Genomic DNA, 13,930 nt, shown 5'->3' with positions numbered 1-13,930 from the left:
CTGACGCCCCCCACACCCGTACCGAACGGACATCCCCCCATGACCATGACCTCCGCCGAGGACCGGCTTCCCGCGCCCACCGAACTGGCCCAGGTCGAGGGCTGGTTCTTCCCCGTCGACCAGGTCCTCTTCGACTGGTTCCTGACCCGGCAGGTCAGCCGCACCGAGCCCGGCGACCTGCTGGAGGTGGGCGCCTATCTCGGCAAGAGCGCCATCTTCATGGGGAGTTACCTGCGCGAGGGCGACACCTTCACCGTCTGCGACCTGTTCGACGCCCCGGCCGAGGACAACGCCAACTCCGCCGAGATGAAGAAGTCGTACCCGACCTTGACCCGTCACTCGTTCGAGGCCAATTACCTCTCCTTCCACGACGAGCTGCCCGAGGTCGTCCAGGGCATGTCCTCGACGGTCAGGGACCGGGTCCAGCCGGTGTCGTGCCGGTTCGCGCACATCGACGCCTCGCACCTGTACGAGCACGTGCACGCCGACATCGAGACCTCGCGCGAGCTGCTGCACCCGCACGGCGTGGTCGCGCTGGACGACTACCGCTCGGCGCACTGTCCCGGCGTGGCCGCCGCCGTCTGGCAGGCGGTCACCTCCGGCGGGCTGCACGCGATCTGCGTGACCGAGAGCAAGATGTACGCCACCTGGGGGGATCCGGCCGAGATCCGCGCGGAGCTGCTGGCGTACGTGTCGGGCCGCGCCGACCTGTGGCACGAGGTGCAGACGGTGGCGGGCGCGCCGCTGCTGCGGGTCAAGGGCGACCGGGACCGTACGGTGTCGCCGTCGCAGCCGCCGTCCCGGCACGCGCCCGCCGCCGCACAAGACCCTGATCAGACCGCAGGCCAGACCGCGGCCCAGACAGCGGCCCGGACCGCTGAGCACGCCGAATCCGCCGCCGCGCGGACCGCGGGGCCCGCCGGGCGGGCCGAGTCGCAGGCCCCGACGGCCGCCTCCCCCGCCGCCCCCGCGCCGCGCCGCTCCCGGGCGCGCCGTCTGCTGGTCAACGTCCTGCCGCCGATCATCACCAAAGCACTTGTACGGATCCGCGACTCGCGACGCGCCGGAGCGTAACCAGCGGCGCGGCCACGCGTTCCCTGGATATAACGGGCACTCCGCGCGAAAGCCATGGGCGCCCGTGCGCCCCTCGCCCCCGTGTCGAACCTGGATGTGCTGTGCCCCGCTTCAGCGTCGTCGTCCCCGTCTACCAGGTGCAGGCGTATCTGCACGCCTGTCTGAAATCCGTGCTCGACCAGTCCTTCGCCGATGTCGAACTGATCGTCGTGGACGACTGCTCCCCCGACGGCAGCGGCGCCATCGCCGACTCGTTCGCGGCCAGGGACGCCCGCGTCGAGGTGCTGCACCTGCCGGAGAACATCGGCCTCGGCCGGGCCCGCAACGCGGGTCTCGCCCGCGCCACCGGCGACTACGTCCTGTTCCTCGACTCCGACGACACCATGGTCCCCGGCTCGCTGGAGGCCGTCGCCGCCCGGATCGAGCGGACCGGCGAGCCGGACGTGCTGGTCTTCGACTACGCCCGCACGTACTGGAACGGCGACGTCCACCGCAATCAGTTCGCGGCGATCCTCAGCGAGACCGGCCCCGAGGTCTGCACGCTGGACGACCGGCCCGAGCTGCTGCGGCTGATCATGGTGGCCTGGAACAAGGCGTACCGCCGCGACTTCATCGAGAAGTCCGACATCGCCTTCCCCTCGGGCTACTACGAGGACACCCCGTGGACGTATCCGGTGCTGATGGCCGCCGGGTCGATCGCGCTGCTCGACCGGGTCTGCGTGCACTACCGGCAGCGGCGCGGCAGCGGCATCCTGCACACCACCAGCCGACGGCACTTCGACATCTTCAAGCAGTACGACCTGCTGTTCGCGTTCCTCGACAGCCACCCGGAGCTGGAGCGGTGGCGGCCGGTGCTCTTCCGCCGGATACTGGATCACCTCACCACCGTCTTCAACTTCCCCGACCGGCTGCCGAATTCGTCGCGCCCGGAGTACTTCCGCCGCTGCCGTGCCCAGTACCGGCGGCTGCGGCCGAGCGGTTTCCGGGCCAGTCCCACCGGCCGCAGCGGGGTGCGGTACCTGCTGGTCGCGCTGGGCGCGCGGCGCACCTTCCAGGCGCTCGGCCGGGCGCACCGGCTGCGGCTGCGCGCCACCCACCGGGCGAGGGCGCTGTACGGCAGGCTGCGGACGACGGCGCTGCACGCGCACTACCGGGTGCAGCGGCGGCGCGCGCTCGACCCGGACCTGGCGGTGTTCTCCGCGTACTGGGACCGCGGCTACTCCTGCAATCCGGCGGCCGTCGAGGAGCGGCTGCGCGAACTGGCGCCGCACATGCGGACCGCGTGGGTGACCACCGCGGAGCACGCGCACACCCTGCCGCCGGGCGTACGGCGCCTGGAGCCGGGCTCGGCCGCGTACTGGACGGCGCTGGCCCGCGCCTCGTACCTGGTCAGCAACGTCAACTTCCACCGCAGGTACGCCAAGCGGCCCGGCCAGATCAATGTGCAGACCCACCACGGCACGCCGCTCAAGCACATGGGCATCGACCTCCAGGAGCACCCGGCCGCCGCGGGCACCACCGACTTCGAGCGGATGCTGCGGCACGTCGACCGCTGGGACTACAGCCTCTCGGCGAGCCGCCACTCCACGCTGGTCTGGGAGCGCGCCTACCCGTCGGGCTTCACGGCCCTGGAGTACGGCCAGCCGCGCACCGACATCTTCCACCGGGCCACCGCGCGCGACGTGCTGCGGCTGCGCGACGAACTCGGCATCCCGCGCGAGAGCACCGCCTTCCTCTACGCGCCCACGCACCGCGACTACCAGCGCGGTTACCGGCCCGCGCTCGACCTGGCGCGGATGGCCGACGCGCTGGGCCCCGACGTGGTGCTGCTGCGCCGCACCCACCACTTCTACCCGCCGGGCGACCCGCGCGACGGTCTGGACGACCGGGCCCCGCACCCACGGGTCATCGACGTGTCGGGGCACCCGTCGGCGGAGGAGCTGTGCCTGGCCTCGGACGGCCTGATCACCGACTACTCGTCGCTGATGTTCGACTACGCGGGCCTCGACCGGCCGATCGTGCTGCACGCCGCGGACTGGGAGACCTACCGGGCCACCCGCGGCGCGTACTTCGACATCACCGCGCACCCGCCGGGCCTGGTGGCGCGCGGCGAGGACGAGTTGACCGACATCCTCGCCACGGGGGCCTGGCGCGGCCCGCGTTCGGCCGAACTGCGGGCCGCCTTCCGGCGCCGGTTCTGTCCCTACGACGACGGGCTCGCCGCCGAGCGCGTGGTGCGCCGGGTGTTCCTGCGCGAGGACGGCGGGCTGCCGCCCGTGATCCCGCCGGAGGACCGGCACCTGGCCCCGCCGCCGTCCCGCGCCCGCGCGCTGGCCCCGCTCGCGGCGGACGCCTCCGATCCGTCCGGCCCGCCGCCGCTGGAGCCCTCGGGGCCCGACCCGCGCAGCGTGTAGCGGCCCCAAGGGCCCCGGCGGCGCGGGCGGTTCACCCGGTCGGGCCGCTCCCGCGGGCCGGGCGGTTCACGCGGGCCGGGCGGTTCACGCGATCGGCCTTGGCTCCAGCGGCCCCCGCGCCTCAGCCGAGCGGGACCGCCGGGCGCTCCCCCGCGGGTCCCGCCGTCGGGTCCGCGTCCCGCGCACCGGCCGGGGCCGGGGCGGGGCGGCGGTCCTGGAGCGGGCGGTACGGCAGCAGCGAGGGCTCGCCGAGCAGCACCCGGCGCACCACGCGCTCGGCGGCGAGCCCGTCGTCGTACGCGCAGAACCGCTGCCGGAAGGCGGCCCGCAGCGCCGCCGCCTCGGGGCCGCGCCAGGCCCCCGAACGGAAGGCGCGGGCCAGTCCCGCCTCGTCGCCCGCCACCACGCCCGGCGTCTCGCCGTGCCGCCCGGACAGCAGGTCGAAGTAGACGCCGCGGGCGGCGCGGTACGCCTCCCAGTCGGCGGCGTGCACGACGATCGGCCGGTCGAGGTTGGCGTAGTCGAACATCAGCGAGGAGAAGTCGCAGAGCAACGCGTCGGAGGCGAGGCTCAGTTCCTCGACGGACGGGTGTTGCGAGACGTCCATGATGGTGCCCGCCGCGTGCAGCGCCTCGAGCGCGTCGTTCTGCCCGTAGAAGTAGTGGGCGCGGACCATCAGCGTGTAGCCGGGGCCCAGTTCGCGGCAGAGCCGTTCCAGGTCGAGCGGGACGACGAAGGTCCGCTGGTAGTCGCGGTGGGTGGGCGCGTAGAGGATCGCGGTGGTGGCGGGGGCCAGGCCCAGGCTCTCGCGGGCGCGGCGGACCTCGTCGGCGCCCGCGGTGTGGAACACGTCGTTGCGCGGGTAGCCGCTGGGCAGCGTCTCGTAGCCGCTGGGGTAGACCCGCTCCCAGACCTCCGCGGAGTGCTGGTTGGCGGCCAGCGAGAAGTCCCACTGGTCGGCGTGGTCGAGCAGGCGGCCGAAGCTCATGCCCTTGCCGACGGCCGGGCGGGCGCGCAGGTCCATGCCCATGTGCTTGAGCGGTGTGCCGTGGTGGGTCTGGAGGTAGACCTGCTCGGGGCGCTTGACGACCTGGCCGGTGAAGTTGGCGTTGTTCACCAGGTACTTGGCGCGGGCCAGCACGTCCCAGTAGCGGCGGGAGTTGACCACGACGTGGTCGACGCCGGGCGGCATCGCCTCGCGGTCCTTCTTGTTGACCACCCACACCCCGCGCAGGTGCGGGGCGATCTCCTGGGCCTTGTAGTAGACGGCCGCCGGGTTGCAGGACACCCCGCGGTTCCAATAGGCCGCGTAGACCACGAGGTTGGGGTCGACGGGGCGGCGCAGCCGCAGCCGGTAGTAGCGCTGGTAGACCGCGCGGCCCAGCGCGTTCTTGCGTGCCCTGATCCTGCGGGCCAGCTTGCGCGTCCACGCCTGGCCGCCGAGCGCCGCGCGGTAGCGGCCGTAGCTGCCGGTGCCCGCGGCCCGCAGCCAGCGGCCCTCGTTGCTGTCGGGCGCGGTCCAGCCCGCGGGCCGGTAGCGGCCCAGCAGCCGTCCCGCGCGGCGCACGTACTCCGGCCGGGCGTCGGGCGTCAGCGGCGAGCCGTCCTCGCCGACGGCCGCGAGCAGGACGGCCATCCGCCCGTACAGCGCGGCGCGTTGCTCCCGCTTGCGGTCCTCGGCCTCGTCACCGCCGTCGATCTCGGCGAACAGCGCCTCGTACCGGTCGAGTACGGCCAGGTGGTGGCGGCCGGGCGTGGTGCCGACGCTGATCCCGCGCCGCTTGCGCCAGCGCACGCCGACCCGGTCCAGGCACGCGATGCCGGTGGCGGCGAGCAGGACGCGGGAGGCGACGGCGACGTCCTCGTACGCGCCCTCGCCGAAGCGGAAGCCGCGCTCCTCCCAGAAGGCGCGGCGCAGCAGCCGGTTCCAGACCGCGGGGTAGGTGCCCAGGCACTCGGGGCGGTCGGACGCGGTGAAGACGGAGTCGCCCGCCTCGCCGAGGAAGTCGGCGTCGTCGCTCTCCTGGATGTTCTCCCAGACGGTGAAGCGCTCGTGGTCGAAGAGCAGCACATCGGGGTCGCCGGTGGCGCGCAGCCGGGCGTCCGCGGCGGCCAGCGTGCCGGGCGTCATCAGGTCGTCGGCGTCCAGGAAGAGCAGGTAGTCGCCGGTCGCGAGGGCCGCGCCCGCGTCGCGCGCCGGTCCCGTGCCGCCGGTGCGGTCCAGCCGCAGCGGCTTGACCCGCGGGTCGGCGGCGGCGAATTCGGCGATGATCGCGCCGCTCGCGTCCGGTGAGGCGTCGTCGACGGCGACGACCTCGACGTCGGTGAAGGACTGCCCGAGCACCGACTCCAGACAGGCGCGCAGGAAGCCCTGGGCGCGGTGGACGGGGACGACGACGGTGATTCGGGGCATGACCATCCTGGACAGATCGAGACGTACCGGTACGGGATAGCGTCCGAGCGTACCAACCGGACACCCTGCGGCGGTTCATCCTTTCGCTCGTTCGGCTCACTCGCGGTGACCGGAAGGCGCTTCGGCGAGTTGAAGGAACGGCATTCGCATGCCGTCGTGCACGTGCCGTCGCGCGCGTGCCGTCATCCGTATGCCGTCGCCGTCCCGGAAGGACCGTTGCCCGCCATGACGCCCCGCCTCACTGTCGTCGTCCCCGTCTACAACGTCGAGCAGTACCTGGAGGAGTGCCTGCGGTCGATCGCGGCGCAGACCTTCACCGACCTCGATGTGGTGATGGTCGACGACGGATCGACGGACTCGGGCCCCGAACTGGCCCAGGCGTTCGCCGACCGCGACCCGCGCTTCCGGCTGGTCGCGCAGCCCAACGGCGGCCTCGGCCACGCCCGCAACACCGGGGCGCGGAACGCGGCGCCGCAGACGTCGTACCTGACCTTCGTGGACAGCGACGACGTGCTGCCGCCGCGCGCGTACGAGAAGCTGGTCGGCCTGCTCGACCAGTCGGGCTCCGACTTCGCGACCGGCAACGTCTACCGGCTCACCACGCAGGGCCGCAGCCAGGCGTGGCAGCACCGGGGCATGGACAAGACCGTGCGGCGCACGCACATCACCCGTGACCTGGGCCTGCTGTCCGACCGGGTGGCGTGGAACAAGGTCTTCCGCCGCTCCTTCTGGGACAAGCACCAACTGGCCTTCCCCGAGGGCGTGCTGTACGAGGACACGCCGCTGACCATTCCGGCGCACTTTCTCGCCGACGCCGTGGACGTGCTGCACGAGCACGTCTACTACTGGCGGATCCGCGAGGGCTCGATCACCCGCCGCCGCACCGACGTCAAGGGCGTACGCGACCGGATCGCGGCCGTCGACGGGGTCTCGCGGTTCCTGGCCGACCCGGCCAACACCCGCTGGAGCAAGCACAAGCGGGACTACGACCGGTCGGTGCTCACCGACGACCTGCTGTACTTCATCGAGGCCCTGCCGATGGCGGGACCGGAATACCACCAGGTCTTCCTCGACCGCGTCCGCGACTACCTCGGCCGCGTCGACCCGACGCTCTTCCCCGCGCTGCCCGCCGAACTGCGCATCCGCTGGGAGCTGATCAGGGAAGGGCGGCTGGCGGACCTGCTGGAGGTGCTGGCGCACGAACAGCACGGCGGGCGCACCGTGTTCGACATCGCGGGGCCGCCGCTGCGCAAGCGCGCGGTGGTCGTGCGCGGCGACGGTTCGCCCGTGCCGCTGCCGCGCGCGGTGACCGCCATCGGCACGAAGGACCTGCCGGTGGTCGCCCGGCTCAGCCAACTGGAGTGGCGCGACGGCAAGTTGATTCTCCGGGGCCACGCGTATGTGCGCAATGTGGACGCGGGCGCGCGCCGTACCTCGCTCAAGACGGCCGTGCTGATGTCCGGGCGCCGCAAGCTGCTGCTGCCGGTGCGGACCGTGCGGGTCCCCGAAGTGACCGACGGCGGACCGCAGGAGCGGCACTCGTACGACTGGTCCGGCTTCGAGATCACCGTCGACCCCAAGCGGCTGCGGGGCAAGGAGGGCTGGACGGCCGGGCAGTGGCGGCTCGGGATCGTCGTGGCGGCGGGCTCGGTGGTCCGCCCCGCGGCGCCGCGCGCCGACGACGCGGGCGCCGGGTCCTCGCCCGTCCCCTTCCCGCTGGACGACGACACCCGGCTCGTGCCCTGGTACAAGGACGGCCGGCTGCACCTGTCGGTCGAGCCGGTCACCCGCCGGATCACCGGTCACCGGGCGGACGGCGACGGCGGGGTCGTCTTCGGGATCGCCGTCCGCGACCGCAAGCCCCCGGTCGCGCTGCGGGCCACGCAGCAGACGACGGGCGCGGCCTTCGACTACCCGCTGACCGCCGACGCGGAGAGCACCGGCATCGACGGCTGGACGCGGCTGACGGCGCGCCTGGTCCTGGCCGACCTCGCGGGGGCGCGGCCCGACGTCGAGGGGCTGCCCAAGGAGGTCGCGCCGGAGACGGCCGCGGCCTGGTCGTTCGAGGCGGTCTTCGCCGACGGCGGCACCGCGCGGATCGCCGCCGACGGGCCGCTGCCGCAGGGGCGTTACGACCTCGGCGGCGACGCGCTGCTGGCCGGGGCCCGGCGCGAGCTGGTCGTCGACGCCACCGCGGCGGGCAATCTGCTGCTGCGCGACCGTACGCCCCAGCCGCTGGCCACCCATGTGGCGCGCGCCACCAACGGCACCCTCCTGGTCACCGGTGAACTCCCCGCCGACACCCCGCCCCCGGCCCGGCTGGTCCTGCGGCACGGCACGTACGCGGCCGAGGTCGGCGTCGAGGTGACGCTGGCGGCCAAGGGCGCGGACTCCGCTGCCGCCGAGGCGGCGGGGGCCGTGGGGGCTGCGGGCGCCGCTGCGGCAGCGGGGGACGACGCCCCGGTCGCGGCGGGAACCCCGGCGCAGGCCGTGGCGGGGACGGCGTCTGCCGTGGCGGCGGAGGGAGCCGCGGGGCGGGGCCCGGCCGGCCCCGTACGCCGGTTCAGCGCCGCGCTGGACGTGTCGGCGCTGCCGCACGCCGGGCGCTGGTATCTGCACCTGCGGGCGGCGGACGGCGGCGACGCCCCGGTGCGGATCGCGCGGGAGGCATTCGCCGAGCTGCCGCTGCGGCTCCCGGCGGCGCCGGGCGCGCGGCCGGTGACGGTCGACCGGCGGTTCCACGACAACCTGTTCGTGGCGGCCGGATCGCCGGTGCCCGCGGCGGACCGCGGCCCGTACCGGCAGCGGATGCTGCGCGAGCGGCGCTATCCGGTGCTGCTGCGCCGCCCGTTGGCCGACACCGTCCTCTACAGCAGCTTCGACGGCCGCGACTGCGCGGACTCGCCGCGCGCCGTCCACGACGAACTGGTGCGCAGGGGCGTCCCGTTCGACCATGTGTGGGTGGTGCGCGACCACACCGTGGCGGTGCCCGCGACCGCCCGCGCGGTGCTGCGCGGCAGCGACGACTGGTACGAGGCGCTGGCCCGCGGCCGCCATGTGGTGACCAACACGCATCTGCCCGCGTGGTTCCGCCGCCGCGAGGGCCAGCGGGTCGTCCAGACCTGGCACGGCGCGCCCGTGAAGCGGATCGGCCAGGACCTGGCGGGCACGCTGTGCGCCGACCTCACCCACATGTGGCCGCAGCCGAGCCTCGGCCACCAGTGGAGCGTGCTGCTCTCCCCCAACTCGCAGAGCACCCCGGCCCTGCGCCGCGCCCTCGACTTCGACGGCGAGGTCGCCGAGACCGGGCTGCCCCGCACCGACCTGCTCAGCGGCGAGGACCGCGACAAGGTGCGCGAGGAGGTACGGGCCAGGCTCGGCCTGCCGCCCGGCCGCACGGTCGTGCTGTACGCGCCGACGGTCCGCGACGACGAGGCGTACGACGCCGAGCACGCCCGGCTGCACCTGCCGCTCGACCTGGCGGCGATGGCGGCGGAGCTGACCACCAGCCATGTGCTGCTGGTCCGCTCGCACCCGCTGGTCGCCGACACCCTCCCGGCGGTGCCCGGCGGCTTCGTGCGGGACGTCTCCGCCCACCCCGACCTCGCGGAGCTGCTGCTCGTCGCCGACGTGCTGGTCACCGACTACTCCTCGGTGCTCGCCGACTTCGCGGTCACCGGCCGCCCGGTGCTGCTGTTCACGCCCGACCTGCCGCACTACCGCGACACGCTGCGCGGCTTCACCTTCGACTACGAGGCCCAGGCGCCGGGGCCGCTGCTGCGCACCACGGACGAGCTGACCGCCGCGCTGCGCGACCCGGAGGCCGCCGTCCGGAGCCGCGCCGACGCCTACGCGGCCTTCCGCGCCGCCTTCTGCCACCTGGACGACGGAGGGGCCGCCGCCCGCGTGGCGGACCTGATGCTCGGCTGACCCCCTGACACCCTGACCGAACCGCCGCCGGAACACGGAGCTTGTCATGACATCGAGCGAATTGGCCCCCGCCGCACACCCGCCGCGGCCGCACGACCGCACCCTCCTCAAGGCCGCGCCTTGCCGTCACTGACGACCGGAGAGGTCACCGCGGGCGACGGCGCGGGCGACGAGCCGGGGGCCGGTACGGCCGACGGCGCCGCGGTCGCGGCCGGGCGGGCCGGTCTGCCGGCCCGGCTGCTGGAGCGGGCGCGGGCCTGGCGGGTGACGCCGTACGCCGTCGTCGGGACGCTCTTCTGGCTGGTGGTCGCCGCGGCGGCCTGGCGTACGCCGATCGCCTCGGACTTCGGGCAGCACGCCTCGGCGGTGGAGCGGGTCAAGGCCGACTGGCGGCACCCGGCCAATCCGCTGCTCGACCTGCCGGGCACCGGCAGCCCGTACTTCTCGCCGTACATCGTGGCACTCGGCCTGATCGCGCGGGCCACCGGCGCCGCCGGGCGGGAGGTCGTGCGCTGGTGCGGCCCGGTGAATCTGGCGGTGCTGGTCACCGGCGTCGGCGTGTACGCGCGGACGCTGAGCAGACGGCCGATGGCGCCGGTCTACGCGCTGCTGGCCTTCACCTTGCTGTGGGGCGTGCAGGGCAAGGAGTGGAGCGGCTTTTGCGGGGTGTGGTCGCTGACCCGCGGCGCCTCGTACCCGAGCGCCTTCGCGGTCGGCGTCACCTTCCACCTGTGGGCGCTCACCGACCGGCTGGCGCGCCGCCGTACCACCGGCTGGGCCGGTTACGCCCTGCTCGGGGTGGCCTGCGGGCTGCTGCTGCTCATCCACCCGATCACCGCGCTGGCCGCGGCCGTCGGGATCGTGGCGGTGCTGACGGCCCGGCAGCGCGGCTGGTCGCGGCGGGTGACGGCGCGCTGGCTGCTGGCGGGCGCACTCGCGCTGCTGGTGGCCGTGGCGTGGCCGTACTACGACGTGTTCTCGCTGGCCGGTGACACCACGGTCGACGCGGTGCACAAGCGGCTCTACATCCACCCCTGGCAGTGGTACGGGCTGGCGCTCGTCGGCCTCCCGCCGCTGCTGCTGCGCGCCCGGCGCGGCGTCCGCGACCCGCTGGTCCTGATGTTCGCCGCCTTCTGCCTGATCGTCGCCTACGGGTGGGTGAGCGGGCACTACACCTACGGGCGGGTCTTCGCGCTGCTGCTCGTGCCGCCGCAGTTCGCGCTCGCCGTGGAACTGGCCTCGATCCCGCCGTGGACCCGGCTGCGCGCGGTGCTCGCGCCCGTGGCCGCCGTCGCGCTCTGCTTCGGCGTGGCCGCGCAGATCGGCGCCGTCGTGCCGCAGCGCTTCCTGCCGGTGACCGTCGACCACCCGGTGCGCTGGCCGGGGTACGGCTGGGCCGCGGACCGCATGCCCGCCGACGCGGTGATCCTCACCGACGGGTACTACGCCACGCACGTCCTGCCCGCCTACGGCTTCTTCCTGGTCGCCCCCACCTGGCCCGACCCGTCCACCCCGGCCGCCGAACGCGACCGCAGATTCGCCGCCGTGCGCACGTATCTGGACCCGAAGTCGACGGCGGCGCAGCGCGCCGCGGTCCAACGGCAGTACGGCGTCGGCTGGTTGCTGTTGACGAAATATCAGAAGGTGCCGCCCGGCGGGACCTTGGTGGCGACGGGGACCAGGACGGGTGACCGGCTGGTGCGGCTGGCGCCGGTGCCGGGCGAGTCCTGAGGCGGATACGGGGCGAGGCCCGATGCTGTTCTGGCCTCCGGCCCTGGGCCGTCCTCGGCGGGTGATGTCACCGAACGGCACCAAGGCGTCAGCGGGTTCGATACGACGTCCGCGCCTCGTACACACCCCCGGTAGCATCGTGCCCCGTTCGCCTACCGGGGGGTGCCCGAAATCTCCAGTCACGACAGCAGTTCGAGCGGTGGCCCGGCGCCGGGCGCGGGTGCGGGTCCGGTGCCGGGCGCGGGTGCGGGTGCGGGTCCGGTGCCGGGCGCGGGACCGGGTTCTGATCAGGGTCCGGGCGGGAGTCCATTACAGGCGCTGGAGCCGCAGGACCCGCGCGAGGTGGCCGGTTACCGGCTGCTGGCCCGGATCGGCGAGGGCGGGATGGGGTCGGTCTACCTCTCACACACCCGCGGCGGACAGCCGGTCGCGCTGAAGGTGATCCGGCGCGAATACGCGCAGGACGAGGAGTTCAGGCGGCGCTTCCAGCAGGAGGTGCAGTCCGCGCGCCGGGTGCAGGGCTACCACGTGGTGCCGGTCGTCGACCACGACACCACCGGCAACCGGCCCTGGCTGGCGACCAGTTACATTCCGGGACTGCCGCTGGACGACGCGCTCGCCCGGTACGGGGCGCTGCCGGTGGCCACCGCGCTGCAACTGGTGGGCTGCGCGGCGGAGGCGCTGCGCGCGGTGCACGCGGCGGGCGTCATCCACCGCGACCTCAAGCCCAGCAATGTGCTGCTCGGCGCGGGCGGCCCCTGGGTGATCGACTTCGGCATCGCGCGCGCGGCGGACTCCACGCAGCTCACCCGCAGCGGCGGCCTGATCGGCACCCCGCAGTACATGTCGCCCGAGCACGCCAACGGGCACGAACTCACCCCGGCCACCGACCTGTTCTCGCTCGGCCTGATCGCCGCGGTCGCCGCCACCGGACGGCACCCGTACGGCACGGCGGGCGCGATCACGCTCGCCACGCAGATAGCCAACACCGCCGTCCGGCCGCCCGACCTGTCCGGTTACCCCGACGAGCTGCGGACCGTCCTGGAGCGCTGCCTGACCGCGGACCCGGCGGCCCGGCCCACCCCCGCGGAGCTGGCCGAGCTGTGCGAGCGCGGCGCGGGCCGCCCGCTGCGGGACTTCAGCGGCTGGCTGCCGCAGCCGCTCGCGGCCGAGATAGCCCGGCGGGAGGCCGCCGCGGCCCTGCCGCCGGCCCCGGCACCGCCTGCCGCGCCCGCCGCGCCGCCGCACATACCGGCGCCCGCCGTACCGCCCGCCGTACCGCCCGCGATGCCGCAGGGGGCGCCGCGGGCCGCACCGCCCGCCGGGACGGGTGCCGCGCCCTCCGGCCCGTACGCGCCGGGTCCGTACACGCCGGGTCCGTACGCGTCAGGCCCGTACACCTCGGGCATGTTCGGGCCGACGAATGTGGACGGCCCCGCGACCGGCGCCCACGGAGCCACCGGCCACGGGGACGGAAGCGGTCGGGCGAGCGGCCCCGAGAGCGGTCCCGGAGACGGGCAAGGGCGCGGTCCCGGAAACGGCCACGGGCGCGGTCCCGGAAACGGGAACGAGGGGCACGACGGGAACGGGAACGGGCACGACGGGCAGAGCCGGGTCCCCAGCGGCCGGACGCAGAAGGTGATGGCCATCGGCGGCAGCGTCCTGGCCGTGATCCTCGCGGTGACGCTCACCTACGCCTTCACCCACTCCGACGGCAAGGGCGACGACAAGGGCCCGCAGGGCAAGTCGCCGCTCGGCGGCGGCCCCGGCACCTCCACCTCCCAGTCCCCCGCCGCCGCTCCGACCACCGGCCCCGCGAGCACCGCCCCGACCGGCTCCCCCGGCGGCTCCTCTGCCGACCCGGGCACACTCGGCGGCGGGCAGCCGCAAGTCATCTTCCAGGACCGCAAGTTCACCATCCGCTCGCCCGCCTGGAACCACGGCACGCATGTGGACCTGGACAGTGCGAGGGTCGAGCCGAACGGCCAGATCGGCGACACCGACGGCTACGAGATCGAGTACCAGGACTGGGCCGACGGCAGCATGCGGTTCCTCACCACCTTCGGCCGGGCCGACGGCACCGACTACCAGGCGTGCAGGAACGGGGTCGGCGCCGACGCGCTGTCCGGCGAGATCTACCGGGACGACCTCGCCAAGGACACGTACATCGCCAAGGGCACGGTGCTGTGCACGGTGACCTCGGAGGGCAATCTGGCCATGCTGAAGGTCACCGACGTCACGCCGTCCGGCAACATGATGACCGACCCGATGCCGACGTACTCCACGCTGCTGACGGTGTGGAAGATGCCGGACGCGCCCACGCCGTAGCGCGGTCGGGCCCGGCGGGCGGGCACTTGCGCACAAGTGC

At 74.2% G+C, this 13,930-nt stretch carries 6 protein-coding genes; 5 read left to right on the top strand and 1 reads right to left on the bottom strand.

Going from position 1 to position 13,930, the window contains the following annotated elements; genetic code table 11:
- Positions 1 to 39 precede the first annotated feature (39 nt).
- Entirely contained in the window at positions 40 to 1,074 is a 1,035-nt protein-coding gene (locus ABZX65_RS22860) for a class I SAM-dependent methyltransferase (RefSeq protein WP_355342946.1), read from the top strand.
- 101 nt (positions 1,075 to 1,175) lie between these two features.
- Positions 1,176 to 3,488 carry a bifunctional glycosyltransferase family 2 protein/CDP-glycerol:glycerophosphate glycerophosphotransferase gene (locus ABZX65_RS22855; RefSeq protein WP_355342943.1) on the top strand — a complete coding sequence of 771 codons (2,313 nt, stop codon included), beginning with the start codon at positions 1,176 to 1,178 and terminating at the stop codon, positions 3,486 to 3,488.
- Between the two features lie 121 nt (positions 3,489 to 3,609).
- Here ABZX65_RS22855 and ABZX65_RS22850 read toward each other — a convergent pair whose 3' ends face one another.
- On the bottom strand, positions 3,610 to 5,901 hold the full coding sequence (locus ABZX65_RS22850) for a CDP-glycerol:glycerophosphate glycerophosphotransferase (protein ID WP_355342940.1): 2,292 nt from the start codon (positions 5,899 to 5,901) through the stop codon (positions 3,610 to 3,612).
- 225 nt (positions 5,902 to 6,126) lie between these two features.
- Between ABZX65_RS22850 and ABZX65_RS22845 the strand changes: the two genes are divergently transcribed.
- The 3 genes from ABZX65_RS22845 (at position 6,127) to ABZX65_RS22835 (ending at position 13,890) form a co-directional block, all read left to right on the top strand.
- The gene (locus tag ABZX65_RS22845; RefSeq protein ID WP_355342937.1) at positions 6,127 to 9,831 is read left to right on the top strand and encodes a CDP-glycerol glycerophosphotransferase family protein; all 3,705 of its coding nucleotides are present in this window, start codon (positions 6,127 to 6,129) and stop codon (positions 9,829 to 9,831) included.
- Between the two features lie 120 nt (positions 9,832 to 9,951).
- Entirely contained in the window at positions 9,952 to 11,562 is a 1,611-nt protein-coding gene (locus tag ABZX65_RS22840) for a hypothetical protein (RefSeq protein WP_355342934.1), read from the top strand.
- A gap of 342 nt (positions 11,563 to 11,904) precedes the next feature.
- Positions 11,905 to 13,890, top strand: coding sequence for a protein kinase (locus tag ABZX65_RS22835; RefSeq protein WP_355342931.1), 1,986 nt, complete (start codon positions 11,905 to 11,907; stop codon positions 13,888 to 13,890).
- Positions 13,891 to 13,930: the final 40 nt, after the last annotated feature.

Source organism: Streptomyces sp. NPDC003300 (assembly GCF_040610915.1).
Taxonomy (GTDB): domain Bacteria; phylum Actinomycetota; class Actinomycetes; order Streptomycetales; family Streptomycetaceae; genus Actinacidiphila.
This window is presented reverse-complemented; position numbering and strand designations above follow the sequence as displayed.

Coding starts and splice junctions, on each gene's coding strand:
- ABZX65_RS22860 (WP_355342946.1), top strand. CDS start 40: ATGACCATGACCTCCGCCGAGGACCGGCTTCCCGCGCCCACCGAACTG.
- ABZX65_RS22850 (WP_355342940.1), bottom strand. CDS start 5,901: ATGCCCCGAATCACCGTCGTCGTCCCCGTCCACCGCGCCCAGGGCTTC.
- ABZX65_RS22845 (WP_355342937.1), top strand. CDS start 6,127: ATGACGCCCCGCCTCACTGTCGTCGTCCCCGTCTACAACGTCGAGCAG.